At 55.1% G+C, this 24,452-nt stretch carries 21 protein-coding genes; 7 read left to right on the top strand and 14 right to left on the bottom strand.

Annotated features, from left to right (window positions below):
• Window positions 1–180 precede the first annotated feature (180 nt).
• The gene (locus AZE99_RS03175) at window positions 181–645 is read left to right on the top strand and encodes a MarR family winged helix-turn-helix transcriptional regulator (protein WP_067198023.1); all 465 of its coding nucleotides are present in this window, start codon (window positions 181–183) and stop codon (window positions 643–645) included.
• Here AZE99_RS03175 and proB read toward each other — a convergent pair.
• Complete coding sequence (gene proB, locus AZE99_RS03170; protein WP_067198021.1) at window positions 642–1,808, bottom strand: glutamate 5-kinase; 1,167 nt, start codon at window positions 1,806–1,808, stop codon at window positions 642–644. The two genes, AZE99_RS03175 and proB, sit on opposite strands and share 4 nt — an antisense overlap.
• Before the next feature lie 184 nt (window positions 1,809–1,992).
• Between proB and AZE99_RS03165 the strand changes: the two genes are divergently transcribed.
• The 3 genes from AZE99_RS03165 to AZE99_RS03155 all read left to right on the top strand — a co-directional run bounded on the left by AZE99_RS03165 (window position 1,993) and on the right by AZE99_RS03155 (window position 6,816).
• Window positions 1,993–2,775, top strand: coding sequence for a pyrroline-5-carboxylate reductase family protein (locus tag AZE99_RS03165; protein WP_231862681.1), 783 nt, complete (start codon window positions 1,993–1,995; stop codon window positions 2,773–2,775).
• Window positions 2,776–3,004: 229 nt separating this feature from the next.
• A complete protein-coding gene (locus AZE99_RS03160; protein ID WP_067198018.1) occupies window positions 3,005–5,041 on the top strand; it encodes a 3-hydroxyacyl-CoA dehydrogenase NAD-binding domain-containing protein in 2,037 nt (678 codons plus the stop codon).
• A gap of 29 nt (window positions 5,042–5,070) precedes the next feature.
• Window positions 5,071–6,816 carry a class I adenylate-forming enzyme family protein gene (locus AZE99_RS03155; protein ID WP_443027798.1) on the top strand — a complete coding sequence of 582 codons (1,746 nt, stop codon included), beginning with the start codon at window positions 5,071–5,073 and terminating at the stop codon, window positions 6,814–6,816.
• On the opposite strand, the gene AZE99_RS03150 is transcribed toward AZE99_RS03155, so the two are convergent.
• The 13 genes from AZE99_RS03150 to AZE99_RS03090 all read right to left on the bottom strand — a co-directional run bounded on the left by AZE99_RS03150 (window position 6,817) and on the right by AZE99_RS03090 (window position 19,401).
• A complete protein-coding gene (locus AZE99_RS03150; protein ID WP_067198014.1) occupies window positions 6,817–7,746 on the bottom strand; it encodes an acyl-CoA thioesterase in 930 nt (309 codons plus the stop codon).
• A 49-nt stretch (window positions 7,747–7,795) separates the two neighbouring features.
• On the bottom strand, window positions 7,796–8,968 hold the full coding sequence (locus tag AZE99_RS03145; RefSeq protein ID WP_067198013.1) for a thiolase family protein: 1,173 nt from the start codon (window positions 8,966–8,968) through the stop codon (window positions 7,796–7,798).
• 225 nt (window positions 8,969–9,193) lie between these two features.
• A complete protein-coding gene (locus AZE99_RS03140) occupies window positions 9,194–9,523 on the bottom strand; it encodes a PepSY domain-containing protein (protein WP_067198011.1) in 330 nt (109 codons plus the stop codon).
• Entirely contained in the window at window positions 9,520–10,110 is a 591-nt protein-coding gene (locus AZE99_RS03135; RefSeq protein ID WP_067198010.1) for a sulfite oxidase heme-binding subunit YedZ, read from the bottom strand. Before AZE99_RS03135 ends, AZE99_RS03140 begins: the two co-directional genes overlap by 4 nt.
• The gene (locus AZE99_RS03130; RefSeq protein ID WP_067198008.1) at window positions 10,107–10,790 is read right to left on the bottom strand and encodes a Fe2+-dependent dioxygenase; all 684 of its coding nucleotides are present in this window, start codon (window positions 10,788–10,790) and stop codon (window positions 10,107–10,109) included. Before AZE99_RS03130 ends, AZE99_RS03135 begins: the two co-directional genes overlap by 4 nt.
• A 62-nt stretch (window positions 10,791–10,852) precedes the next feature.
• Window positions 10,853–13,216 carry a TonB-dependent receptor gene (locus AZE99_RS03125; protein ID WP_067198006.1) on the bottom strand — a complete coding sequence of 788 codons (2,364 nt, stop codon included), beginning with the start codon at window positions 13,214–13,216 and terminating at the stop codon, window positions 10,853–10,855.
• Window positions 13,217–13,235: 19 nt separating this feature from the next.
• On the bottom strand, window positions 13,236–13,970 hold the full coding sequence (locus AZE99_RS03120; RefSeq protein WP_197460240.1) for an energy transducer TonB: 735 nt from the start codon (window positions 13,968–13,970) through the stop codon (window positions 13,236–13,238).
• A gap of 8 nt (window positions 13,971–13,978) precedes the next feature.
• A complete protein-coding gene (gene exbD / locus AZE99_RS03115) occupies window positions 13,979–14,404 on the bottom strand; it encodes a TonB system transport protein ExbD (RefSeq protein WP_067198002.1) in 426 nt (141 codons plus the stop codon).
• A gap of 4 nt (window positions 14,405–14,408) precedes the next feature.
• On the bottom strand, window positions 14,409–15,182 hold the full coding sequence (exbB, locus tag AZE99_RS03110) for a tonB-system energizer ExbB (protein ID WP_197460239.1): 774 nt from the start codon (window positions 15,180–15,182) through the stop codon (window positions 14,409–14,411).
• A 305-nt stretch (window positions 15,183–15,487) separates the two neighbouring features.
• Window positions 15,488–16,921, bottom strand: coding sequence for a glycosyltransferase family 2 protein (locus AZE99_RS03105; protein ID WP_067198000.1), 1,434 nt, complete (start codon window positions 16,919–16,921; stop codon window positions 15,488–15,490).
• The gene (locus AZE99_RS03100) at window positions 16,918–17,907 is read right to left on the bottom strand and encodes a HEAT repeat domain-containing protein (protein WP_067197998.1); all 990 of its coding nucleotides are present in this window, start codon (window positions 17,905–17,907) and stop codon (window positions 16,918–16,920) included. The genes AZE99_RS03105 and AZE99_RS03100 overlap by 4 nt, the downstream gene beginning before the upstream one ends.
• Window positions 17,904–19,016 (bottom strand): YaiO family outer membrane beta-barrel protein, encoded by a 1,113-nt coding sequence (locus tag AZE99_RS03095; RefSeq protein WP_067197996.1) that lies wholly within the window; start codon window positions 19,014–19,016, stop codon window positions 17,904–17,906. The genes AZE99_RS03100 and AZE99_RS03095 overlap by 4 nt, the downstream gene beginning before the upstream one ends.
• Complete coding sequence (locus AZE99_RS03090; RefSeq protein ID WP_067197994.1) at window positions 19,009–19,401, bottom strand: response regulator transcription factor; 393 nt, start codon at window positions 19,399–19,401, stop codon at window positions 19,009–19,011. Before AZE99_RS03090 ends, AZE99_RS03095 begins: the two co-directional genes overlap by 8 nt.
• A gap of 1,113 nt (window positions 19,402–20,514) precedes the next feature.
• Here AZE99_RS03090 and AZE99_RS03085 point away from each other — a divergent pair.
• From AZE99_RS03085 to AZE99_RS03075, 3 genes are all read left to right on the top strand, one after another.
• Window positions 20,515–21,069, top strand: coding sequence for a spore coat protein U domain-containing protein (locus AZE99_RS03085; RefSeq protein WP_156472080.1), 555 nt, complete (start codon window positions 20,515–20,517; stop codon window positions 21,067–21,069).
• Window positions 21,070–21,218: 149 nt separating this feature from the next.
• Complete coding sequence (locus AZE99_RS03080; protein ID WP_067197991.1) at window positions 21,219–21,953, top strand: fimbrial biogenesis chaperone; 735 nt, start codon at window positions 21,219–21,221, stop codon at window positions 21,951–21,953.
• A 63-nt stretch (window positions 21,954–22,016) separates the two neighbouring features.
• Entirely contained in the window at window positions 22,017–24,449 is a 2,433-nt protein-coding gene (locus AZE99_RS03075) for a fimbria/pilus outer membrane usher protein (RefSeq protein WP_067197990.1), read from the top strand.
• Window positions 24,450–24,452: the final 3 nt, after the last annotated feature.

Genomic DNA, 24,452 nt, shown 5'->3' with positions numbered 1-24,452 from the left:
CGCCCAGGCATGAACGGCGCTGCAACAGCCCAGCCATCCCTTCGCGCGATTATTTCCTGACAAGGAGTGTTTCCGGTAAAACTCCCCCTGCCCCTTCATCTGGCGGGTCAATCTGACGCAATGGTCGTGAGATATGCAATATTCTGGGCCATTGACGGAAAAATCTGTATCAGGCTGGCCATGTCAAATTCAAACGCACTTTTGGTCGCCTTGCGCCAGATTAACCGGGCGATCGATTTGCAGTCCAAAAAACTGGAGCGGGAGACCGGCCAGACAACGCCGCAACTTCTGCTTCTGAAGGCGTTGGAAAAGGACGGGCGGGCGAAACCGTCGGTGATCGCCAAATCGGTGCACCTGTCGCATGCCACAGTGACATCGATTGTCGACCGTCTGGAAAAATCCGCGATGGTCACCCGTGAAAAAAGCGCAGATGACCGGCGCTCTGTGGAAATCGTTCTGACCGAGAAAGGACGGGAGTGTATCGAAAATGCACCGGAAATGCTGCAGGAAGACTTTCTGGTGTCCCTGTCGAAACTGGAACCCTGGGAACAGAATCTGCTGATCTCCTCGGTCCAGCGCATTGCCGTGATGATGGATGCGAGCCAGCTCGAATCCGCTCCGATCCTCGAGGTCGGCGAAATCTAGCTTTGGGGTATGACCTCGGTCATCACTTCATTTGCCGGCAAATCCCAGGTCAGGTGCCGGTCATCCAATACGACCATATTTTTGTCGGTAATCAGCGTGCCGAGAGTTTTATAGCCCAGTAGCTGCATGGCCGACAATGTCGGGTTTCGGGCCAGAGCCATGGTTTCGTCGGACGAGAAATTGGTCAGGCCTCTGGCCAGTTCGTCGCCGGATTCGCCATAAATGTGGATCACATCGCCTTTGACATAAGGCCCCTGGATGGAGAGCACATCTTCCCGGCCAATATTCCGCCGGCCGGATTTGAATGCTTCGGCGGTCGCCTCGGTCACCACAATGCTTCCCGCCATTTGCAGACGGTCTGACAACCAGTTTGCCCAGGCAGATTCGGGACGCTCATTGGCAAGAATTCTCGTGTGTCGTCTTTCATTGTTCAAAACGGACGTTACCGGATTGTCATGTTCTCCATGCGCGATCCGCGTGTCGCAGCCTGCATTTTGCGCCATATGGGCTGCCTGGATTTTCGTCAGCATGCCGCCGCTGCCGAGGCTGCTCACGCCCTCCGTCACCGCGAGATAGGGTGAGACATCGGTTACTTCCTCGACCAACTGGGCACCGGGTTCCGAAGGGTCCTTGTCGAACAGGCCATCGACCTGCGTCAATATGATCAGCTCGTCGGCCTGCAGCATCTGCGCGATTTTCGCTGACAGCCGGTCATTGTCGCCAACCCGGATTTCTTCGGTCGTGATCGTGTCATTCTCGTTGATGATCGGCATGATATTCGCATCGAGCAGGCGGTCGACCGTGTTCTTGGTATTCAGAAACCTTTTGCGGTCTTCCAGGTCGCGCAAGGTCACCAGCACCTGTGCTATTTCAAAACTATATTCGTGGGCAACCTGCTTATAGGCATTGAGCAGAAGCGGCATGCCGCAGGCCGCGGCGGCCTGCTTGTCGCGCAGCCCGGCTGTCTCGGGTCGCTGGCCAATCATATTCATGCCCAATGCGACAGAGCCGGACGAGCATAAGATGACTTTCGCTCCGCCTTCCCGCAACCGGGCGAGGTCTTCCAGCAATTTATGCATGAAAGCCCAGCGCGGCGTGAGCCGTTCTTCGTTAGCAAGCAGGCTGGAGCCGACTTTCACAACGATTGTTTTACCTTGTACCATTTGACCTGATGCCCTTATTACTCTTTGAAGGAGGTAGGGATTGAACCTATCCAGTGCAATAATTTAGTGATCAAAACATATAATTTTGCACGAAAGCTATATAAAATAAGCATTTGTTGACATGTCTGTTTTGAATACTAAGCATATTGCACAACCATATTATCACTAACAGCAAGAGATTAATTTGACAAAAATATTGCTCCTTGGATGCGGAAACATGGGCGGTGCGCTGCTGAAGGCCTGGGCCGCGAACACCGATCATGAATTTACGGTGGCGGATCCTGCCAATCCGGATCTCCCCGAGGGCGTATCCCAGGTCGGCTCGGTCGAGGAACTGGGCGAGCAGGTTTTTGACTATCTTATCGTCGCGCTGAAACCGCAGCTGATTGATGATGTGCTTCCCGCCTATCTACCGCGATTAAGTCCTTCCGGCGTGATAAGTTCGATAGCGGCCGGATATTCCGCGGCAAAGCTCGCAGCCCATGCGCCGGGACGCTCGGTGATCCGGATCATGCCGAACCTGCCCGCCGTCATCGGCAAGGGTGTCAGCGGCCTTTATGCCCATGGCGCGGTATCCGAAAATGCTTCCGGCGAAATCGAACGACTGGCCTTATGTTCGGGCGAAATCGTCTGGGTGGACAGCGAGGACATGCTCGATCGCCTGACTGCGGTGGCCGGAAGCGGTCCCGGCTATGTTTTCGAAATGCTGCGCGCCTATGTCGAGGCCGCTGAAAATCTGGGCTTCAGTGAGAAAGATGCCAAAAACCTGGTTCTGGGGACTGTTCGCGGAACATTGGAGTTGGCGCTACAATCCGACCTGTCGCTCGAGGATTTGCGCAAAAATGTCACCAGCAAAGGTGGCACCACGGCGGCCGGTCTCGACGCGCTGAACGGAAAGGGTGAATTTTCCGCCCAGATCCGCGATACGCTTGAGGCCGCTTATAAGCGGGCGGTTGAGCTTCGATAACCGGCTGCCTGATATCATGGCCAAAGCTCAAGTCCTGCCAGCGTCTCATAACGATGCCAAAACGACAACAGAAACGTCCCGTTTTTTCAATTGAATTTGATGATGATAGAAGCCCGATATCCAATCGCCATTCTTTGTGATATCCGGACATCTGGTCCAATTGCTGCGCTTAACTGACGTGTAGAAACACGTCTATTTGCTGCCGAAACATGTCTTGTAGGAGAGAAAAATGTCTGTCGTTACCACCGAAAAGCATGATAATATTCTGGTCATCCTGTCCAATAATCCTCCGGTCAATGCGCTGGGCGCGGCCGTTCGCCAGGGACTGGTCGACGGTATTGACGAGGCCCTGTCAGACGATGAGGTCGAGGCTGTGGTCATCCGCTGTGATGGCCGGACGTTTTTTGCCGGTGCCGATATTACCGAATTTGGCAAGCCTATGAAGGGGCCGGATCTCGGTGCGGCGCTTGATCGGCTCGAGGCCAGCAGCAAGCCGGTTGTTGCGGCTATCCACGGCACTGCTCTCGGTGGTGGCTGCGAGGTCGCTCTGGCCTGCCACTATCGGATTGCCGTGCCGTCGGCGAAAATCGGCCTGCCGGAAGTGAAATTGGGCCTGATCCCGGGCGCCGCCGGAACCCAGCGCCTGCCGCGCGTGGTCGGCGCAGAAGCAGCATTGCCGATGGTGGTGATCGGCAACCCGATTTCGGCCAAAAAAGCGCATGCCATTGGGTTGATCGACAAGATCGTTGGAGAGAACAGTCTGGCCGACGATGCCATTGCCTTTGCCCGTGAACAGGTTGGCAAGGCACCGCCGCGTTCTTCCGAGGGCACAGTCAATGAAGATGGCGTGAAAAATCCGGCGATATTCGACGAATTCCGGCAGCAGAACAACCGCAAGATTCGCGGCTTCGACGCTCCGGAGGCAGGCATTCAAGCAGTCAAGGCGGCGGGCGAAATGTCCTATGCCGATGGCGTCGCAAAAGAACGTGAATTGTTCACCAAGCTGATGACCGGCACTCAGGCAGCCGCCATGCAGCATTATTTCTTCGCCGAACGGGCGGCAAACAAGATTGACGGCATCGATCCCAAGATCGATCTTATCCCGATCAAGAAGGTTGGCATATTGGGCGCCGGCACCATGGGCGGCGGTATCGGCATGAACTTTCTCTCCGCTGGTATTCCAGTCACCATTGTCGAGCTGAAAGAGGAAGCGCTCGACCGGGGCGTTGGCGTGATCCGTAAAAATTACGAGAATACGGCCAAGCGCGGCCGCATGACCGAGCAGCAGGTCGAGGATGCAATGAGCATTTTGACCCCCAGCCTGTCCTATGACGATCTCGCCGATTGCGATCTGGTGATCGAAGCGGTGTTCGAGAATATGGATGTCAAAAAGGAAGTGTTCACCAAGCTTGATAGCATTGTGAAACAGGGCGCGATCCTTGCCAGCAACACCAGCTATCTGAATATCGACGAGATCGCGGCGGTGACCAAGCGCCCCGAATATGTGCTCGGCTTGCACTTTTTCTCGCCAGCCAATGTGATGAAATTGCTCGAAATCGTGCGCGGCGAGAAAACCGCTGATGACGTTCTGATGACGGCGATGAAACTGTCGAAGACAATCGGCAAGGTTGCAGCGGTATCCGGTGTTTGCCCCGGCTTTATCGGCAACCGGATGCTCAGCCCGCGTCAGGAACAGGCCAATCAGATGATCATGGAAGGCGCCAATTACTGGGAAGTCGACGATGTATTGCTCGAGTTCGGCTTTCCGATGGGTCCGTTCCAGATGTCCGATCTCGCCGGTCTCGATATCGGATGGCATCGGGATCCGGAGCGCGTCGAGACATTGCGCGACGCTCTATGTGCCGTGGGCCGCTGGGGCCAGAAAGTCGGCAAGGGATTTTATGATTATGATCAGGCGCGTCAGCGAACGCCGTCCGATGAGGTCAAGCAGATCATCGCCGAATTCGCCGCCAAAGCCGGCAAGCAGCAACGTGACATTTCCAAGGACGAGATCCGCGAGCGGCTGCTATATCCGATGGTCAACGAAGGCGCCAAAATCCTCGAAGAAGGCATGGCCCAGCGTGCAAGCGATATCGATGTCGTCTGGATCAACGGCTATGGCTGGCCGCTCTATACCGGCGGTCCGATGTTCTGGGCCGATACGGTTGGATTGGACAAGGTCGTTGCCGGTTTGAAGAAACATGATCTGCCGGTGGCAAAGCTGCTGCAGGAAAAAGCTGATGCAGGAGGCAAGTTTAACGGATAGCCGCATGTTCATCGATTAGGAGAGAGAATTTGTCAGTTCGAGCAATAGATCCACTGGAAAAGTGGACATCGCCCGCTGGATGGCCGGTACGTTCGCGCAAGGATGTCGAAGCATTGCTTTGCGCGCCAGGCCAGCCGTTTGAGATGGAGACGGTCGACATCGACGGGATCGCGACCCGTGTCTGGAAAAATGCCCATCCCAGTCTCGCAGCTCTTGCCGAACATGCGCGCGGCCATGGCGACAGCGAATTTCTGATTTTTGAAGACGAACGCGTTACCTATGAAAACTGGTATCGCGCCGTGGCTGCTCTGGCAGTGGAACTTCAGAAAATCGGTGTGACCAAGGGTGACCGGATTTCACTGGCGATGCGCAATTTGCCGGAATGGCCGGTGATTTTCTTTGCCGCCACGGCGATCGGCGCCATTGTCGTCCCGCTCAATGCATGGTGGACCGATCAGGAACTGGTGTTCGGTCTGGAGAATTCTGAGACCAGTGTATTGCTGTGCGATGCCGAGAGATGGGACCGCATTTCTCCGCATCTGGCGGATCTACCGGATTTGCAACATGTCATCGTCGCGCGCAGCCAGAGCCCATTGGCAACGCCAGCCCGTCCTCTCGAAGATATCATCGGCCTCCCCAATGGCTATGGCGATCTGCCGGACCAGAATCTGCCTGCAGTGGATATTGCACCGGATGATCCGTCGACGATTTTCTATACCAGCGGCACGACCGGGCAACCGAAAGGCGCACTCGGCACGCATCGCAATCTGACCAGCAATGCTGTCACCGTCGGCTATTCCGGAGCCGCTCAGGCTTTGCGCCGGGGGGATATACTGCCCGAAGCAACGACCCGGGTTGGCTTGACCGTGGTGCCGATGTTCCATTGCACCGCCTGTTCCGCCACCATGATGCCGACCGTGCACGGCGGCCACAAGATGATCTTCCTGCACAAGTGGGACACGGTCCAGGCGATGAAGATCATCGAACGGGAAAAGGTCAATGCAACCGGCGGCGTGCCCTTCATTGCGTGGCAATTGATCGAACATCCGGACCGCGCGCAATATGATCTGACTTCCCTTGATGCGATCAGCTATGGCGGCGCCCCTTCAGCGCCGGAGCTGGCCCGGAAGATTTTTGAAGTTTTTGGCGCGCTGCCCGGCAATGGCTGGGGCATGACCGAAACCATGGCCACGGTGACATCGCACAGCGCCGAGGATTATCTCAACCGCCCGACCAGTTGCGGACCGCCAGTGGCCGCTGCCGATCTTAAGGTGATGGACGAGGATGGCACTACCGAAATGCCGATCGGCGAAGTCGGTGAGCTTTGGGCCCGTGGTCCGATGATCGTAAAAGGCTATTGGAAGCGCCCGCAAGCGACCGCCGACACGTTTGTCGACGGCTGGGTCCGTACCGGCGATCTCGCGCGACTGGACGAGGAGGGCTTCTGTTATATTGTTGACCGTGCGAAAGACATGATCATCCGTGGCGGGGAGAATATCTACTCGTCCGAGGTCGAGAATGTTCTTTACGATCATCCCGCCGTGATGGATGCCGCCTTGATCGGTATCGATCACAAGATGCTGGGCGAGGAACCGGCCGCCATTGTCCAGCTGGCTCCCGGAAAAACAGCCAGCGAAGCGGAATTGCAGCAATGGGTGCGCGAACGGCTGGCAAATTTCAAAGTGCCGGTGAAAATCCTGTTTCGCTCAGACAGCCTGCCGCGCAACGCCAATGGCAAAATTTTGAAGAAGGATCTGAAGTCGCTTTTCTCGTAATCAGTCTTTTGACGGCACCAGACGCATCATGCCTTCCTGCACTGCTGATGCGACCAAAATGCCATCCTGGGTATAGAGTGAACCCCGATTGAGACCGCGCTCATGGCCGGTCCAGTCGCTGTCCATGACATAGCATATCCACTGATCGATCCTGAAATCATCATGGAACCACATCGCATGGTCGAGGCTGGTCGAGAATAATCCGGGCGTCGTCCAGTGCAATCCGTGCGGGATCATCGACGTCGACAATAACCCCATATCGGATGCGAAAGCGAGGGTCGCGCGGTGGATGAGCGGATCATCGGGCAGCGGTGCAACCGTCTTGAACCACTGATATTGATGCGCGTCCCGGCTTTTGCCTTCCGGTCGCATGCTGCGGACATCAAAGGGCCGCGGCATACTCATCCGCTCGACATGCTCGTCCGAAACCTGTGGGTTGCGGGCGATCTGCTCCATCGCGCTCATACATTGTTCGGGCGGCAGGACATCCGGCATCTTGATTTGATGCGCTAGCCCTTCGGCGGGCTTCTGGAAGGAAGCCGTCAGGTTGAAAATGACCTTGTCATCCTGCCGGACAACGACCCTGCGGTTGGAAATGCTGCGGCCATCAAAATCGCGATGCACCCGGAAATGCAGCGGCTTGGTTTCATCCCCTGCCCGCAGGAAATAGGAATGGAGCGAATGGATATTCTTCTCGCCATCGACCGTGCGATCGGCAGCGACAATCGCCTGGGCAATCACCTGACCGCCAAAAATCCGTTCGCGGGCGGTTGAATTGAGCGCCGGATATATAAATTCGTCAGCAGCATCGTCCTTCAGATTGAAGGTACGGAGCAATCCGGCGATCAGCTTCTCCGAAGACACGGAGGAGCGGTTGGCCAAAGCATCCGATAACCGGCGTTCGACTTGTTCGTCTGTAAGTTGGTCCAAAACTGCTTCTAATCCTTACAATATACTGAGCTGCGGTTGTTGTCAGCGGTCAGGGATAAATCTCGAACAGCCCGGCACCGCCCTGACCGCCGCCGATGCACATGGTGACGACGCCCCATTTTGCTCCGCGACGACGCCCTTCCTGCAACAAGTGCCCTGCACAGCGCGTGCCAGTCATGCCAAAGGGATGACCAATTGCGATCGAGCCGCCATTGACATTATATTTCGCCGGGTCAATCCCGAGACGATCGCGGCTGTACAGGCACTGGCTGGCAAAGGCTTCATTGAGTTCCCAGATATCGATATCGTCGACGGTCAGTCCCTGCCGTTCAAGCAGCTTGGGTACCGCGAATACCGGGCCAATACCCATTTCGTCCGGCTCGCATCCGGCAACGGCCCAGGATACAAAACGCCCCAATGGTTTCAGGCCACGGCGCTCGGCCTCCTTGGCTTCCATTAACAGGACCGCCGCGGCTCCGTCCGACAATTGGCTGGCATTGCCGGCGGTGATATATTTGTCTTCGCCCATGATCGGCTTCAGACTGGCCAGGCCTTCCAACGTCGTTGTCGGGCGATTGCACTCGTCCCGATCAACCGTATAATCGACGATGCTCTCTTCCTTGGTCTCCCTGTCGACCAGCTTCATTCTGGTCTGCATCGGCACGATTTCGTCGGCAAAAAGCCCTGCTTCCTGAGCCTTCGCCATGCGCTGCTGCGATTGCAGGGAATATTCATCCTGATATTCGCGGCTGACATTATAACGCTCGGCCACAATATCGGCGGTTTCGATCATCGGCATGAAGATTGCTGGCGCAATTTTCAGGATTTCATTGTCGATGCTGCCTTCGGGAGCGCGAGGCCCTTGCATCGAGATGCTTTCGACACCGCCCGCGACAACGCAATCCGCGCCATCGCCGCGGATATGGTTTGCCGCGATCGCAATGGACTGCATACCCGACGAACAGAAACGATTGACCGTTGCTCCGGCCGTTGTCTTGGGAAGCCCGGCTAGAAGCGCGGCGTTACGCCCGATATTGGGAGCGCCGTGCGCGACATTGCCGATTATGCAATCATCGACAAAGTCACCTTCAACGCCCGATTTCGCGACGGCATGCTTGATGGCATGGGCCGCCATTGTCATCGGAGGCGTGATATTGAAGCCGCCGCGACCCGCTTTGGCCAGTCCGGTACGAGCATAGGATACGATGACTGCTTCACGCATGTTGAATTCCCTTTTGTGTTGGCCAAGCCCACTCTTGTCGAGCGCAGTGGATTATTGCGGTCTAGATTTATACGACAGCGTGTCAAGATGTCCACATTTGCGCGGCGGTTTCAAACATCAGCTGCCGGAAAAACCCTCATCCGCCCAACCGGCTTTTCATTCGGTAGCAGCAGACTGTGTTGGACGCTGCCGGTCAGGGTCCGTCAAGCCGGGAACGATATGGCCCTAGCCGGTAAATCCCGGGGCCCGGTAAATCTCGGTGCCGCGCCGGTAGACCACCAGTTTCTTGAGAGTGACGGGGTGAAAAAACGCCTCGATCGCTTGCCCGCTTTCGGTCCGGGCATAGACTTCGTAGCAATCTCCCTCGACCTGGGTCTTGAGCAGTTCCCAGCCCTCCATCCATGCCTTTTTCTTCAGCTTGGTGATCGACTTCCAGTTTTTGGCCGGCCCCGCGTTACATGTGATATCGCCATCTGCATAAGCCGGTTGCGCCAGCGTCAGCGCGACCAACGCGGCAGCAGCTGCTGCTGCATATTTCCGGGAAATTTTTCTCATGTCATACTCCGTTGCATGTGGCGCCGCCGTCTGCGGCCGGTATAGCGTAAAATCCATGCGATTATGAGCGGGGCCAGATGAACTATTGCTGGCTGCCACGCCCAATCAAGCAAAATCCAGTGCGCCAGCCCTATGATCAGGGCCGGATAGACGAGCCGCTGAACCCTTTTCCAGTTCCGTCCAAGCTTACGCATCGCATAGTTGAAGCTTATCACTGCGGGGAGGAGCATCAGGACGAGCGAGAGCCAGCCGGTCCAGATTCCCGGAATGCCAAATTCTTCGACCATCGCAGCAAGGCTGTTCATATCGAATATGTAAAAAACCAGATGGAGCATGGCGTAACCGAAAGCCGCGACGCCCAGATTGCGGCGGATTGCGATCCAGCCCCTGAAAAAGCGATTGAGACCAAAAAATTCGGATAACGGCCCGGGAAGCATGGCGAGGATCATCAGCCGGACCGACATTTCCCCGCTGGGATGCAGCATATCCATCGCCAGTGCTTCCCCTTGCGAGAAGGACCAGATCATCAGGATTCCGGGGACTGAAAGGAGGAGCCACAGCAGCGCCTTCGACGGAAAACCGTTCATACTGTTGCCCAGCGCCGCAACATATTATGATAAACGTGAATCAACCGATCAATATCCGGATCATCATGCGGCCGGTCCGGCGTTAGCGATTGTATCGACTGGTCCAGATCAAACAGCAATTCCCGCGCAGACGGATCGGCAACGGCGCTTTGCATCCAAGTGATCGCACAAATCCGCTGGCCGCGCGTGACGGGCGTAACCTGGTGCAGGCTGGATGAGGGATAAAGCACCATATCACCGGCAGCCAGTTTCACCGGCTGCGCGCCATATTGCTGCTCGATCACCAGTTCTCCGCCATCATATTCATCCGGATCGGATAGAAATATCGTGGCCGACAGATCGCTGCGGATGGTCATGTTGGCTTCAGGAAGGCGCATCAGGGCGGCGTCGCTGTGCGTGCCATAATGGCCGCCGTTCTGATAGAGATTGAATATGGGGGGCCAGATTTTCTCGGCCAGGGAGGCCGAGATAAACAGCGGATCATTGCCCAATTTGCGAAGGATAATATTGCCCAGTTCGACCGAAAGCGCGTTCTGCCGCCCGAGCTGCAAATTCTGCTTCACCTTCACCGAGCGGGTGCCTGCGGATTCTGCACCATCGGTCCATTCGGCGACTTCCAGCTTCTGTCTGAAATCCCGGACCTGTTCTTCGTCCAGAATATTTTCGATGATTGTAAGCATGGGACCAGCCGTTTGTTAGATTGGAAAGGGGGAGCGACGACTCGCCGCTCCCCCTTCTCGTATCAGAAACGTCCGGTAAGCGTTAGCGTCGCCCGACGCTCATCGCCTTTGTACAGGAAGTGACCGCTGCGGTAACCGGCAAGATAATAATCCTTGTTGCCCACGTTGGTCATATTCACCCGGGCCGAGAGATTCTCGTTCACCTTGTAGCTCGCGAAAGCGTCAAAGGTCCAGTAATCCGGGACGCGGTAGGTATAGACTTCCAGCGCGCTGTCATAGCTTGCGGCATCGTCAGGCTGTCCGGTGAACATTTCTCCCTTGTAGGTAGCGGTGCCGCCAAAGGCGAATGCCTCTGTCGCCTGATAGCGAAGCTGCGCCGATGCCTGCGTATTGGAGAAGTTGCTCAAACGACGACCGATCTTGTCGGCGTCGTTGGAACCGGTGACCTCCGAATCCATGAACGTAACCGACGCCTGACCGGAGAGTTTGGGCGTGATATTGCCGACGAGGCCCAGTTCGATACCGCGAACACGGTTTTCACCGGTGTTCAGGCTTCCGCCCGCGGCATAGTCATCGCCAGCCGATTCAAACACGTCGCTCTTGGTGATCTGAAAAGCCGCAGCAGTAAGCATCAGATGATCGTCGAACAGATCCGCTTTCACGCCCAGTTCATAGCTGGTCGAGCTTTCCGGACGTCCGTCACCAATGCCTGTTCCGTCATCGACGCAGATGCCGCCATAACCGCAGTTGCCGCCCAGATCGGATTCACCGCCATTGATATTCTTGGCCGTGCCCCAGTTGAAATAGACATAGACTTCTTCCATCGGCTTCACGCCAACACCGGCATGACCGTTCCACAACGTGTCTTTGTAACGATAGCCGGTTTCTGCTCCGCGGCTGACAACATCATTGCTGTAATCAAACGCATCAACGCGAACACCGCCATGGACGGAAAGCCATGGATTGATGTCAACGGTGTCCATCAGATAGACCGACATTGTTTCTACTTGCCAGTTGCTGTCGATAGCTCCGAAGGCAATATCCCGCTGCAGGATATTGTGGATATCGGTTACGTTCACATTCCGGTTTTCATCGGTGATGCAGAAAGACGGACTCAATCCGCCGCGTCCCTGTGTCACACAGTTGGTGGCTCCGTTGGTGGTCAGGTCATAAGTGCCGTTGGCCACTTTGAGATCGGAATATTCGACACCGGCGACCAGATTATGCGCGATCGAGCCGGTATCAAACTCGCCGAGAATGTTCAGCTGGTTGACGAAATATTCGACTTCCTGATTGCCCTGATGGGTGCTTAGCGTGACGGGTCCGAATGTATCCGTGTCGGCATCATAGGCACCGCCACGAAGGCCGGTCAGGACATAGCCGTTGGACGTTTCGCCGTAGCGCGTGGAGTTCACGATCGTGAACCCTTCGAACGGTGTAATGAAGATACGTCCGGTAAACGTATCGACGTTGGTGTTGAGAAAGTCTCCGGTCTGGGCATAATTTGGCACATCGTCCCACGGACCGTAGACGGTCACATCGCTGGGTCCGTTACCGGTGGGCCGCGGAACATATCCGCCCAGATCAGGCGTGTCATCAGCTTCGAGATGATAATAGTCGAGCAGCACACGAACCGTGTCATTCAGCTTGAAGCTGCCGGAAATCGCCGCACCAATGCGCTCGCGATCCGAGAAATTGCGGTTCGGCGCTTCGTCATAGCCGTACAGAAGATTGGCACGGAGCGCGATATCGTCGCTCAGCGCCCAGTTGCTGTCCAGGGTAACGCGGTAGAAATCGTCGGTGCCGATACCCAGGTCGATGCGGTTGAAATTATAGTCGGTGCTGGCCTGCTTGGTGATCGAGTTCACCGCGCCGCCGGTTGAGCCGCGACCTGCGAAGGAAGAGCTTGGGCCCTTGGTGATTTCAATCTGTTCGACCGCAAAGGTTTCGCGCGTCGTCATGCCCGGATCACGCAGACCGTCGACAAACACATCGCTACGCGCTTCATGGCCACGGATGATATAGCGGTCGCCAAAGGCGTTGCCGTTTTCACCGGTACCGACGGTCACGCCGGGCTGGTTGTCGAGAATATCGCGCAGGTTGGTAGCGCCCTGCTCGTCGAGCTGGCTTTCCGTCAGCACGGTGATCGTTGCCGGCGTTTCCGACAAGGGCTTAACGCGGCGAAGGTCGCCGGAAATACGCGCCTTATAGGGAGCGCCCTTCTGGGTATAAGGGTTCACATCAGCGGCATTATCTTCGATCTGCAATGTTTCCAGCTCGACCTCTTCGGGCTCCGCATCCTGTGCAAATGCCGGGGCGGTGGAGAGCGCAGTGGTCAGACCCAATGCGACTACCGCGCTGCGTTTACCCAGGCTGGCGAAGCGGAGGCTGGCTGGTCTCTGCATATGGGGCGTATTTTTATTCATCGTATCGTTTCCTTATTTTTCAACGAGTTCTGAGGGAATAGTCAATGGGTAGCGAGATCGTGACTTTGTCTCGCTCCATGGATGCGGGCATGGCAGGCAAAGGGGCGACGCGTTGCATCAGCGCCAAGGTCGCCTCGTCGAGAATGGCATGTCCGCTCGAACCGGTGATCGACACATTGGAAATATTTCCGCTGCGATCCACCGTGAACCGAACCTTGACGACGCCCTGTTCACGGGCCTTGCGCGCTTCGGTGGGGTATTTTTTGCGCTGGTTCAGATGTGCGCTGACCATCGCATAATAGTTGGCCTTTTCCTGCTTCGCCTTCGGGCTGTTACCGGAGCTGTTGCTCGGGGCTGTGCTCGCCGAAGCGGTTGGCGGTGCCTCTACCCTCGCTGGCGCGGAGGCTGCAACAGGGGCCGTGTTGATCTGAGGCGTTGGCGCGGATGAAACTAGCGGTCGTTTCTGCTCTGGCGGCAAAATCACCGCATCATCCGGCAAAGGCGCGCGCACGGGCGGCACCTTGAAGGGCAGAGCCTGTTGCGGCGGGATATATTCCGGCTGCGATGCGGGCGCAGGCTCAGACATGGCCTCGCTCGCACTCGCAGGGGGAAGCTCCACAAGGACCACCGGTTCAGGGATGGGGCGATCATGTGGAGCTTTCCATGCCATGGCAGCCAGCCCCAGAAAGGCATGTGCTGCTACAGCAATGGCTGCAGCGAAAACCCAGCGACGTTTTTCGTCGGAGCTGAGCATCGCCTCGATCATTTTGCCGAACCCGATTCCGCGCCCACCAGGGCGACGTGCAGGTAGCCGGCAGAGCGCAATGAATTCATCGCACCCATGATCGCGTCATAAGTGATGGTCTTGTCGGCCCGCAAAAAGATGCGCTGCTCCCTGTCGGATCGCGTCGCGGTCTCGATCGCGGCTCCCAGGCCGGCTTCGGAGACCGGCGTTTCGTTCACAAGGATATTGCCGTCGGCCTGGATCGACAGAAAGACCGGCTTGTCGGGTTTCGGCGCAGCGTTGGCCGTGGAAACCGGCAGATCGACTTTCACGTCGACCGTCGCCAGCGGAGCCGCGACCATGAAGATGATCAGCAACACCAGCATCACGTCGATGAAAGGCGTGACATTGATGTCATGATTTACCGGAAGGTCATCGCTATTGTCGTTGAGCCGGATCGACATCGTTTCAATCCTTCTTGATCTTCACGGTGCCGCGGCTGAGATCGCGGGATACCAGCCGCAAAATGGCGGCAGCAGTGTCCGATACAAGCGCGCGATAGGCAGAAATCTGGCGCGAGAAATGGTTATACATGACAACGGCAGGAATGGCGGCCACAAGTCCCAGTGCAGTGGCAAGCAGAGCCTCTGCGATACCGGGAGCGACAACGGCGAGATTGGTGGTCTGCTTCTCGGCGATGCCGATGAAGCTGTTCATAATGCCCCAGACCGTGCCGAACAGTCCAACAAATGGCGCCGTGGCACCAATGGTCGCGAGGATATTGACGCCGCGCGTCATTCTACGGGACAGAGCGGCTTCATATCGTTCGAAGCGGGAAATAATGCGCTCCTTGATGCCGTCGCCATCTTGCAGGGCATCGGCGGAAAGCGCGAGCTCGGCCGACGCTTCTTGCACCAGCGCCGTCTTCGACAGAACCGGATCTCGGCCAGCATCATCGAGAGACCGCAGCTTGGCGACTTCGTCATGTACGATCCGCTCTGCTGCCATTGCTTTGCGCAGCTCCGATAATTTGGCAATGAATATGGTCCAGCTGACCAGCGAGGCAATGATCAGCCCGATGATGACAATCTTTACGATCCAGTCCGCCTGGGCGAACATGCCACCGACACTTAGCTCGACAGGGATGGTCGACAAGGCTGATGCGGAGGCGGAAGCTGCCGTCGCCAGCAATGCTGCAACCGCCACGGATTTCGAAATACGCCCCATAGGTTTTTTGGCCACTCTCGCCCCCTGCTATTGGTTATGCGAATCATTCGCATCAAAGGCAGGCCAATTACAGCTTCTTATTGCTATTGCAAGTGATTCTCATTAATTTACCGACCGTGAGCAGATAATCTTTATTCCGCCCGTGCTTCTGTGGCAAACGGGACACGGCCAGCCCGCCGGGACGACCGCATGTGCAGTGGCAGCTGACTGATCAAAGGAAGAGCTACACTATATGAGAGCACTGCCTCGGATCGTTGCAACTCTGAATTTTCGGATGTTGGTGGCCGCCAGTTCGGGACCGCCCATAGCCGCCTGAAAGCTTATTCCAGCTTCGAATCAAAACCTTCCCGCGGGACGGCGGCCCAACTGGTGTCCTTGCGCAAATGTCGGCCTATACCCGCGAAACGGAAAGCAAGATTGGCTTGCCGATATCCGAAATTCTCAGCAAAGGCCGCCGCGCCGACACGAACCAGATCGCGGGCAGATGGTGTCCGCTTGAGCTGCAATTCTTCGATCGCAAGCGTGCCGACGCTCAAGCCAGAACCGAACAGAACCGTCAGACACAGAAAAAGAACCACCGTAGTCGGATCCATCACCCCGAGCAGGATCGCAGCCGGAATTACCAAATAGCCGATCAATTCTGTCGGAGGTCCGATGACATCTTCGATCACGATTTGAGGCATTGAAAGCATGCCAATCCGTCCATAACGCGGATTGAGGATCATCCGGCGATGCCGGATCAGCGTCTCCAATGCACCCTGTTGCCAGCGCGCCCGCTGATTGCGCAGACCGGCCCAGGTCGTCGGCGCCTCGGTCCAGCACACGATTTCCGGAACGAAGCCGATCTTATATTCCCGTTTATGCTCGCGCATATAGCGATGAATACGGACGATCAGCTCGAGATCTTCTGCGACTGTCTCATGCTCGTAGCCACCCACTTCGATCAGGGCGGATCGCCGGAAAATGCCAAAAGCTCCTGAAATGAGCATCAGCGAATCGCCTTCGGCGTTGGCGACCCTCGCGGTAAGAAAAGCACGCAGATATTCGACAATCTGGAAACGGGGCAACCATGCCTTGGACACACCAATCTTGCGGAGAGAGCCGGCTCTGATCTCGCAGCCGTTGGCAATCCGGATGGCGCCGCCGACAGCAACCATTTTCCCGGTATCATACATGAACGGTTCGGTGGCTCGCAACAGCCCGTCGGTTTCGATGATGGAATCCGCATCGATCACACAGACCAAGGGTGTTCGGGCAAAGCCGATACCGGCATTGGATGCGTCGGCTTTACGGCCATTCTCTTTGTCGACGATGATCAGATTGGCATGTTTGCGCGACTGATAGACGCCGAGTATCTTTGTGTGCTGCAAAACCTCTATTTGCTTTCGGTCGCTCGGCACACAATCAAAGCCGTCGATCAGTTCCTGAATTGTACGGTCGCTGGATCCGTCGTTGACTACGATCACTTCATGTTCGGGATATTCAAGCGCGAGTATGGCCCCTACACTCTGTACGATCGACAATTCCTCATTAAAGGCCGGCACGATCACCGAGACCGGTAACGCGAGATCACCATAGCGATGCCACAGGTCAAGCGAGGCCGATGAAGGCTTTACCCGTGTAGCGAAAATAATTGCAGCCATTACGAGCTGCACAACACTGATAAAATTGCGAAACACCACAACGATCAGGCATATATAAGCCAGATACATCACAATCTGCGTTGCCAGATTCAAGATGGATTCCGTGGTCATGCGGCATCTTTCCTGGCGATTTTAACCTCACGTTTGGTGACGAGTGATTCGAGCCGGGGAATCGCCTCCTCTGCCCTCAGACGGACCCATAGTTCGGAATCATGAACCAGTGTCCGCAGCTTTGGCAAAGCCCGCGTCAAGCGCAAGGCGTCACAACTGTTAACGGCCTGGACACGGACCATGGGGTTAGCATCCTCGAGCGCCTTCAATACCCATGGGGCGACCGAAGGATGCCCGAGCTTGCCGGCTGCGCGCAGTGCAGAACAACGGATTTCAATATTGTCAAACGATCCGGCCCGCTCCAGGGCCGGCAAAACCGCTGGATCTCCTGACCAGCCCAAAGCATCGATAATGGCAGCGCGCCGTGCATGCGACATCACGTCTCCGAGAATATGAACCAGCTGAGCGGGATATTCCGGAGCGAGTGCGCGGAGCATGGCAACGTCCAATCTGGTCGGCGCGCGCGATGGCATCCCGATCAGCGCGATCGTTTCACGCGGCGGCGGAAGCTGGTGAAAATTCGCGAGGGCAAAGGCTGCGTTCAGCCGCACGATGCGATGGCGATCATATCGCAGCACTTCCCGCAATTTGGCAATTGCCGCTTCTCCACCATATTGCTGCAAAGTCCGCACCGCATCAATACGCCGCGCAGCGCGCCAGGCACTGCACTGGCGGAGCGGTGCCTTAAGCAGCCCGTCGATCTCCGCCAGCTGGATCAGCTTGCTGCGTTCCTCGCCGCGTACCAGCATCAGCAAATGGCTCAATGACTGCAAACGTTCCGCGATCGACCAATTGACATTGGTCGGTTCGACGTCAAATCCTCCAACCCTCTGTAAATAGCTGCGGGTAATTGCTTTTTGGCGTGCGTTATATATCGGTTCCCGGCGTTCGGTGAACCAACGGCGCAACACAAGCAGGGCAAATGCCGCAGTTAAAATGCAGGTCGTCCAGATGCAAAATTGTATCAGTCCGTCATAAATATTCATGGCTGAGAAAATCTATAGGTCAGCCCCACGTTGATCGCTTGCCGGTGATAGGATTCCTCGCGTTTTTCGTCCGATGCGGCCAGACGCAAACGCAAATGTGGGGAGAGATTGACTGTACCGCCAATCGCGAATGATCTCAATTGCTTGGTGATGTCGGCCTCGCGGTCCGGATAGCGGGCTGCGCTACCGAAAAGAATATTGCCATTGGCCAGTTCATAATCAATCCGCGCCGCAGCACCAATCCGGTGGTCCCCATCCCCGTCGAGCAAATTGATCATGCGCGCGGACAGCGCCAAGCCTGGCGCGGCCACATAGGAGATCCCCGGCTCGATACTGGCGGAAACCCCGCTGCTGTAGCGCGCCAAACGCAGATCGGCTGTTCCCCGCAAGCCGGACGCGACGAGAATCTGGCCGCCGGCAACCAGCCGCCATTGGTCTCTGAAATCCGCCTCCGGAGTGATGCCCGCTCCCAGATAAAAACTGCCATTGCTGATGCGGGTCGTGGCCCGGCCGGACAGCCTTACATCCGTGGCAGCCCGACGCTCCACATCTGCATCCAGCTCGAAAATCGTGCGCTCCACATTTCCAAAGGCCACCGCGACAACGGCGTTTTGCCAATTCTGCTTTCGGCCATTTTCGAACACAATATCGGATGTACCGAGCACAGCGCTGAACGAAAGCGGTTCAAATTTTGATATTGCGGCCTGGCGGCGGGCAAATGCGCTATCGAATCCAGCCAAACCGGGATAATCAGGATCCGCCGCGCGCACTTCACCGGCTTGTTCGGCGGCGGGTGCCAACCGGTCCTGCCAAAGCAGAATATTGGCGCGGGCCAGCTGAATGTCACGGTCAGCCGGAGCAAGTGATGTCGCCCGGTCAATCGCTGCATAGGCCTTGTCGAGATCGCCAGCTGCGGCTTCTGCTGCCGCAAGCTGTCGCCACAGATCGGCATTATCCGGCTCTATCGCAAGCCGCTGGCGCAGCATATCGGCCTTTTGGGCCTGCTCTTTCGATGCGGGATTTTCATCCAAGGCCTGTATCGCCTGCGCCTGTCCGGGAGCATGTATCGCTATCGCAAAGCCAAGGCTCGCTATCAGATGCTTAACCAACGGCCGAAGCCTCGCGTTCCCTCTTCTGCAACTGCATGGCAATTCTCGTCAACAATTCCTGCGGCATGAAAGGCTTGGTGAGATAATCGTTTGCGCCAGCATTCAACGCGGCAACAACGTCCTCCTCGCCCTTTCGTGCGGTCAGCATGATGACAGGAATATCTTGGATCCCCGGCGTATTCTTGACGATCCGCAGCACTTCCATCCCGGAGATGATCGGCATCATCTTGTCGAGCACGATAAGGTCGGGCGTCCGTTCTCCCAGAATTGCCAGCACGGCTTCGCCGTCCGACGCAGCGACGACGGTGTGCCCCTCGCTTTCCAGGCGAAAGCGAATGAGATCGATAATGATCTCGTCATCATCTGCAATTAAAATTTCTGCCATATTCCAAACCTTACACAACTACTGAGTATCGAATATCAGATTATGATTAACAAACCGTTTCAACCAGCTGGAACCGGCAATAACGCTGGGACTATACCGTCGTTGAAGAATTTCGAAAGAGCGGGGAGCAATTAGGCGCAGCAATGAATGTAAAATGTTGTTGAAGAAGCGCGTCATCAAACACAGAATTAGGGGAGCGCAATGCCGGATTATTTGGAAGATGGCCGATATCGGGCGAACAGTCCTTGCCTAATAAGAGATGGCTTTCCAAAATGGCCAAGAACATCAACGGGCAGAGCATCTAGCCGGGCGGTGATTTGCCCATGACGCACGCGACAGCCAAGCTGCGCCAGCTGCGAACGCGAGCATTTCCTATTGAAAAAACTTTGGCCAAGTAACCAAGCAAAAATTGAACTGAGCAATACCCGCAGAGATCAAGGAGTACAGATCAAGGTCGCCAACAAACGGGCCGCATTATCAGGCGAGCAACTGCTGACTAGCAAACAACCGGCTAGTCGTGGATTATTGCCGACTGCTGGAAGTCGTGAATTTTTGTAATCATTGTTGATCCAACTCAGCTTTTCCTACGAAGAGGCACTGAAATTATAACTACCGGATATGGATGGCTAGCATTTACCGGTTGAGACTGAAGGGTGCACGCGAGCTAACCATCTGCAACGAAAATTATGGTCACGTGGTTAACGAGCTTTTAACTTGAATAAAAATTGTCTAGGGATCTCAACAAGGTCGCAAACCGAGTCGCTTGCCAAGTTTCGAATTCTGGATTTGATTCCACTTGGCAACTGACAACTTGATTGAAGGTAATTGGGTTTTGTTTGTAGGGAGCCTGTGGTTGTGGATAACCTGACTAGTAAAAATAATGAGCGACGTCTCAATATGCTCATTGAGCTGTATTCTTCAGCCCATTCGAACTCACTCAAATTCCAGAGACAGATTTCAGCTGCGTCGAGTTGGCGCGGTAATTGATATTCTGGTCTTCCAAAAGGAAGATTTGGATAGTTCGAGATACCAGAATCTCGAACAGAACCGGCGCTTAGCTGTGCCATAACCTTTGGATGGGCAATTCCGCCAATCCGAATAGAGGGATTTAAAATGAAAAAACTACTTATGGTAGCAATCGCTACCGCTGCAATGACCGCAACTCCAGCAATGGCAGCGGACAGCGATTCGAAAAACTTCCGTATTCGTGCAAATGTACAACCTGAGTGCAGCGTTGCCGATCCGCAGAATGTCAATTTTGGCAATCTTGCAATCGAGCGTGCGCCAGGCTCCGGAGCCTTGCTTCTCACAACCGCGTTTGACAATGATTTCCAGAACATCTGGACGAGCTGCAACTATGCTGCGAAAATCACGCTCACTTCTACAAACGGCGGCATGACCACCACAGAAGTCAACGACGGTCCAGATGCAGCGGATTTCACCGATACGATCCACTACAACCTGTCCCTGCGTCCATCAGATGGCAACGCGTTCTCGCCAGTGTTCTTGACCACGGGCCAAGGCGTATTTACGCGTTTCAGAGATCAAACTGATGCATTCCACGATGACGCGGTACTTCGGACCACGATCACACAGGCATTCAATCCGCTCCGCCCACTTGCTGGTCGTTATACGGATACGGCTGTGGTTTCAGTGGGCCCGATCTAGGTCTATCAACATCTACAAAGCAACAAGGGGGAGAGGTGTGGAGCCTCTCCCTTTTTAATTAGCGTTGCGGCGTTAATAATTAGTTAAAGCGTTTGCATGACGGCGAAATGTGGCGCGATAGCGATATACTAACAGTATAGGATTAGTAGATGGCTCGTATATTATTTCAAATAGCGGTAGTTCTTGCGATGGTATTCGGACCCGCTGCAGCGCAAGCGGCTCGAGTATCTCCCATGATTGTAGAGCTGGAGCCAACCGGGCGTGGCTCTGTCGCTCGCGTCGAGTTGACCAACGACAGTGAACGCAACATACCGTTTGAAGTCCGAATGATGCTGGGGGAAATTAGTGAAGAGGGGGAACTCACACTAACTCCGGCCGAAGAAAATTTTCTGATTTTCCCTGCGCAGGCGATGGTTGAATCAAAATCGCAGCAAGTTTTCAGGGTCCAGTATGTCGGTGAGCCAGAACTGGCCAGATCTGAAATCTACTATATGTCGATTCAACAGATACCTGTCGAAATCGAGGCCGAAGCTTCGCAAGTCCAGGTGGTTATCAATTATAACGTATTGGTGAATGTCGTACCGGATGGCGTGTCTCCTGTGGCGGCCATTCGATCAATTGAACCGAAAGTAGTAGAAGAAGAATCAGGCATCCAGGTCCGGTTGGCCAACGATGGAACCGGATATTTCATGGCAGGCCTTTCTGATTGGACGATTACTGGAACCACTCAAAATGGGCAGTCGTTCAGCGAAAGTTACAAGGGTGACGAGATGACCCGCAAGATTGGCGTAGGCGTTATTGGGCCTGGCCGAATTCGAAGCTTCTTCATCTCTCTGGATGAAGAACTTGTGCCTGATTCCATAAAAATTAAAGTCGAACCATAGATGACTCGGGGGGGCAAAAAATTATTAGCGGGACGTTGCAGCAAACTCGCATTGGCGAGCGCAATGTTTATGCCGTTTGGACAGCCAGCGATGGCCTGGCAATTATTGCCAGTACAGACAGCGCAAGTTGATCCCATTCCACAACCACGCCGGATCTCATTTTCCGTCCCGCTGATATACGATCGCCGGGTCTTGGGCGACGTCATGTTGGAACTGGAGCCCAACGGGGAGGCGCTATTTGAAACGGCATCGCTGCTGGAGCAGATGGCACCATTGCTCAATGAGGCCGGGAAACAACGTCTGGCGGAAGCTTTCGCTGATCGAACATTTGTAACGTCAAGCGACCTTTCAGCGACGCAGATTGAAATCCGGTTTGACAAAACGCGGCTCGAAATTGTGGTTGATAGTATTAACGGGGAATATCGACCCACGGGAACTCTGGGACAGTCACTCCCCAACCGCTCTCAGCTGACCTTGCCCACAACTGAACCGGCCGATTTCAGCGGCTATATGAATTTCAACACGAATCTCGAATATAGTGAACGCGACGGTGCCCAGAAACCGGAGGTTTTTGTTTTTGGCGCGGCTCGCTACCAAAATATCGTGGTCGAAGTTGACGGTGCGCTGAGCGACCAGTTCGAGGACAAATATAAATTCTACCGCCGCAGTGTTAGGGCGGTTTACGATCAGCCGGAACATTATCGACGGTTCAGCGCCGGTGATTTGCGCCTGTCAAACATTACATTGTTAAGAACGCCATTCATCGGCGGCATCGCGGTTGAAAAGAGGCGGCAGATTTTCAATCCATTCCAGCCGATTACGCGGCTGGGTGGGCGTGAGGTTTTCCTCGACAGCCGCTCTACAGTAGATGTGGTGATCAACGGCGGCCAGTATCAGACATTCGAGCTGGACGCAGGACGTTACGATCTTGCCAATTTGCCGCTGCAAGTCGGATCCAATGATGTACAATTGCGTATCCGGGATTCCGCAGGACGAGAACAGACCATTGATCTTGATTATTTCTTTGAACCCCTTGATCTTGAGGTTGGGGAAGAAGAATATACTTTAGGCTTGGGCGTTATTGCGAGAAACTTGAGTTTTGAGCCAGTCTATAGCGATGATCCGGTTTTTACGGGTTCTTATCGTCGCGGAATATCGGAAAATCTCGTGCTCGGCGGGGCCACCCAGATTTCAGAAGCTCTCCAGCTTGTTGCAGGAGAAATGACAATAGTCCCTCAGGTTGTTCCTGGAGTTTTTGATGTTCAGGCAGCGGTAAGTAGAGGTGACAGTACCGGGTTTGCTGCGCGCGCAGGCTATCGAATACGAGCCGGAAACAGCTTTTCCAATCGCAAGCAATTTAGCCTGACAGTCGATTATGAATCGGCCAACTATCAGACGGTTGGAGACATAATACCGAGCAGCTTCGACCTGCTCAGCCTAAGCGCCAGCTACACACAAAGTGTCTCTGAACGAACATATGTAAGCACCGGGCTTAACCATTCCCGACGTGGCGGAGGACTTGCCAATCGCACTTCAGCATATTTTGATATTATTCACCGACTGAATGACCGTCTTCGGCTGACTGCCGGTGCTGAATATGGCGATGACGATTTTGCCAACGATAATTTTGGCGTGCGCATCGGAATTTCCTATGTGTTCGGGGGTGATCATCGCGCAAATGTGGACTACCGCAGCCGTACCGCAACTACCCGTGCCACTGTTTCGCGTGGATCGGATAATGGAGTGGGATCAGTTGGCTATGACGTGAGTTTCAGCGACTCGGAGGGTCAGACAAGCGCTGATGCCAGCCTTGACTATGTCGGCAATCGTTTTCAGGCGCGGGCCTCCGTGTTTACCGATGGTAGTAACTTAGGCAATATCACCGATGAACCACGCGCACGATTGCAGTTCGGAACTTCGATCGCATTTGCGGACGGCGCATTCGGCATAGGGCGTCCGATCTCAGATTCATTTGCGATCGTGAAACCGCACCCTTCATTGAAGGGACGCAACGTAATCTCCGGACGCAGTCTGAGCGACAATGAATATTCTGCGCGCAGTGGCGCTCTAGGAGCAGCGGTTCAGTCCGACCTGTCCTCCTATTCCGGGCAAAGCGTGCAATTTGACGTCGACAGCCTCGAACCGGGCTATGATATCGGCGACGGTGTTGTCTACGTCGACCCGGCGTTTCACAGTGGATATAAGATAATTGTCGGGGATGACCGGTATGTGAGCGCCTTGGGTACGCTCGTAGCCGATGGTCTTCCGGTAATGCTGGTTTCCGGCAAAATCACTTCCGAGGATGACGAGGGTTTTGAGCCCATGTCCTTCTTTACCAACTCAACCGGACGTTTCGGAATCGTGGGGCTGGCACCAGGAAAATCCTATCAGGTTACAATCGACAGCGTAGGTAGAATGTTTACAATCACTGTACCGGCAGAAAATGATGGTCTATTTCGCATTGGTGAACTAGATTTGAACGCTGCAGGCGAATAGGAG

It is taken from the genome of Sphingorhabdus sp. M41 (assembly GCF_001586275.1).
Classification (GTDB): domain Bacteria; phylum Pseudomonadota; class Alphaproteobacteria; order Sphingomonadales; family Sphingomonadaceae; genus Parasphingorhabdus.
The sequence above is the reverse complement of the archived record's forward strand: the minus strand, read 5'-3'. Positions and strand labels throughout refer to the sequence as shown.

What these genes read in the sequence shown, in the direction of transcription:
- AZE99_RS03175 (WP_067198023.1), top strand. Translation starts at nt 181, where the DNA reads ATGTCAAATTCAAACGCACTTTTGGTCGCCTTGCGCCAGATTAACCGG.
- proB (WP_067198021.1), bottom strand. Translation starts at nt 1,808, where the DNA reads ATGGTACAAGGTAAAACAATCGTTGTGAAAGTCGGCTCCAGCCTGCTT.
- AZE99_RS03160 (WP_067198018.1), top strand. Translation starts at nt 3,005, where the DNA reads ATGTCTGTCGTTACCACCGAAAAGCATGATAATATTCTGGTCATCCTG.
- AZE99_RS03145 (WP_067198013.1), bottom strand. Translation starts at nt 8,968, where the DNA reads ATGCGTGAAGCAGTCATCGTATCCTATGCTCGTACCGGACTGGCCAAA.
- AZE99_RS03140 (WP_067198011.1), bottom strand. Translation starts at nt 9,523, where the DNA reads ATGAGAAAAATTTCCCGGAAATATGCAGCAGCAGCTGCTGCCGCGTTG.
- AZE99_RS03135 (WP_067198010.1), bottom strand. Translation starts at nt 10,110, where the DNA reads ATGAACGGTTTTCCGTCGAAGGCGCTGCTGTGGCTCCTCCTTTCAGTC.
- AZE99_RS03130 (WP_067198008.1), bottom strand. Translation starts at nt 10,790, where the DNA reads ATGCTTACAATCATCGAAAATATTCTGGACGAAGAACAGGTCCGGGAT.
- AZE99_RS03125 (WP_067198006.1), bottom strand. Translation starts at nt 13,216, where the DNA reads ATGAATAAAAATACGCCCCATATGCAGAGACCAGCCAGCCTCCGCTTC.
- AZE99_RS03120 (WP_197460240.1), bottom strand. Translation starts at nt 13,970, where the DNA reads ATGCTCAGCTCCGACGAAAAACGTCGCTGGGTTTTCGCTGCAGCCATT.
- exbD (WP_067198002.1), bottom strand. Translation starts at nt 14,404, where the DNA reads ATGTCGATCCGGCTCAACGACAATAGCGATGACCTTCCGGTAAATCAT.
- AZE99_RS03105 (WP_067198000.1), bottom strand. Translation starts at nt 16,921, where the DNA reads ATGACCACGGAATCCATCTTGAATCTGGCAACGCAGATTGTGATGTAT.
- AZE99_RS03100 (WP_067197998.1), bottom strand. Translation starts at nt 17,907, where the DNA reads ATGAATATTTATGACGGACTGATACAATTTTGCATCTGGACGACCTGC.
- AZE99_RS03090 (WP_067197994.1), bottom strand. Translation starts at nt 19,401, where the DNA reads ATGGCAGAAATTTTAATTGCAGATGATGACGAGATCATTATCGATCTC.
- AZE99_RS03085 (WP_156472080.1), top strand. Translation starts at nt 20,515, where the DNA reads ATGAAAAAACTACTTATGGTAGCAATCGCTACCGCTGCAATGACCGCA.
- AZE99_RS03080 (WP_067197991.1), top strand. Translation starts at nt 21,219, where the DNA reads ATGGCTCGTATATTATTTCAAATAGCGGTAGTTCTTGCGATGGTATTC.
- AZE99_RS03075 (WP_067197990.1), top strand. Translation starts at nt 22,017, where the DNA reads ATGTTTATGCCGTTTGGACAGCCAGCGATGGCCTGGCAATTATTGCCA.